Here is a 1,654-nt window from a genome sequence, read left to right as displayed (position 1 = left end):
GGATGGGGCTGAGCGGGGATGGAACCAGGGAGGCTGTGCGATCTTTTTCAGTTCCTAAACGTTGTCTAGGTCACCCCACGAGCTCCCGAGCTGTGGATCCCGCAAGGGAGAAGCGAGGAGGGAGATCACTTCCTGGGCCATTAGCTCAGGTGGTTAGAGCGCACCCCTGATAAGGGTGAGGTCCCTGGTTCAAGTCCAGGATGGCCCATTCGCCGCCTGCTAAGCAGGCAGGACTTGCTAGCTGGGGGTTTAGCTCAGTTGGTAGAGCGCCTGCTTTGCAAGCAGGATGTCAGCGGTTCGAGTCCGCTAACCTCCACTGACGCAGGGCGTGATGGCGAGCGAGGAGCAGCCCGGTTGGGTTGCTGTGAGCTTGAGATCAGCGCCAAGGACCCCGATCGCCAGGAAGCGAGAGGAGGGAGGGTGACCAAGAGACGGTGAGGTGTCGCGACGTCGTGAGGACGACGCGGGACGGCTGAGGAATCTAGCCTCCGCTCATTCCTGATTCCAGCAAGGGATCACGGCTGAGCTGATGCTGGATTCACCTGGTCAACGGACGTGAGCAACGGACGTGGATCGGGAGGAGCCAGCAGAACCTTGACAACTGCATAGGTGAGTCTGGAAAGAAAGCATCTCATGGAGGCTTGATTTCCGGCGTTGGAGGCCTTGGTGTTACGCCAAAGTCAAGAGCGTCTGGGAATCAGCAATTCTATGGAGACAAGAGCCGAGAGCTTTCAGTGTTCTTTGCCTTCCGCCGAGGAGGGGAGAGTCTGATCCAGCATTCAAGGACTGCGTGAAGGCAGCGGCCAAGGCCATCCGATCCGGTGATCCAATCGGGTCATCCGATCCGGTCATCCGATCTGGTTGGGGGAGGAGTTGCCGGAGCGTGAGAGGGGAATGCTGAGAGAATAGGTTTCAACAACCTGAAGCACTGGGAGTTTATATGGTCAAGCTACAAAGGGCTCACGGTGGATACCTTGGCACACAGAGGCGATGAAGGACGTGGTTACCTGCGATAAGTCTCGGGGAGCTGGAAACACGCTTTGATCCGGGAATTTCCGAATGGGGCAACCCCTAGAACGGCCGCCTGAATCCATAGGGCGGTGCGAGCCAACCCAGCGAACTGAAACATCTTAGTAGCTGGAGGAAAGGAAAGTAAAAACGACTCCCTCAGTAGCGGCGAGCGAACGGGGACAAGCCTAAACCGATGCTTTCGAGCATCGGGGTTGTGGGACAGCAACGTGCATCAGGGAGATTAGGAGAAGCGTTTGAATGGCGCGCCACAGAGGGTGAAAGCCCCGTAACCGAAAATCGAACTGAGCTAGCTGGATCCCGAGTAGCACGGAGCACGTGAAATTCCGTGTGAATCCGCGAGGACCACCTCGTAAGGCTAAGTACTCCTGTGTGACCGATAGCGCAACAGTACCGCGAGGGAAAGGTGAAAAGAACCCCGGGAGGGGAGTGAAATAGAACATGAAACCGTGAGCTTACAAGCAATGGGAGCCCGACTGATCGGGTGACCGTGTGCCTGTTGAAGAATGAGCCGGCGACTTATAGGCACTGGCAGGTTAAACCGGGAATGGTGGAGCCATAGCGAAAGCGAGTCTGAATAGGGCGAACGTCAGTGTTTATAGACCCGAACCCGGGTGATCTAACC

At 56.7% G+C, this 1,654-nt stretch carries 2 tRNA genes and 1 other annotated feature; both genes read left to right on the top strand.

The window, feature by feature from the left end:
* The first annotated feature begins 134 nt into the window (after nt 1-134).
* Nucleotides 135-208: transfer RNA gene (locus CPCC7001_RS07040), tRNA-Ile, on the top strand.
* Nucleotides 209-243: 35 nt separating this feature from the next.
* Nucleotides 244-316: transfer RNA gene (locus CPCC7001_RS07035), tRNA-Ala, on the top strand.
* 640 nt (nt 317-956) lie between these two features.
* Nucleotides 957-1,486: a sequence feature (23S ribosomal RNA rRNA prediction is too short), on the top strand.
* Nucleotides 1,487-1,654: the final 168 nt, after the last annotated feature.

This window comes from Cyanobium sp. PCC 7001, from assembly GCF_000155635.1.
Lineage (GTDB): Bacteria > Cyanobacteriota > Cyanobacteriia > PCC-6307 > Cyanobiaceae > NIES-981.
The sequence above is the reverse complement of the archived record's forward strand: the minus strand, read 5'-3'. Positions and strand labels throughout refer to the sequence as shown.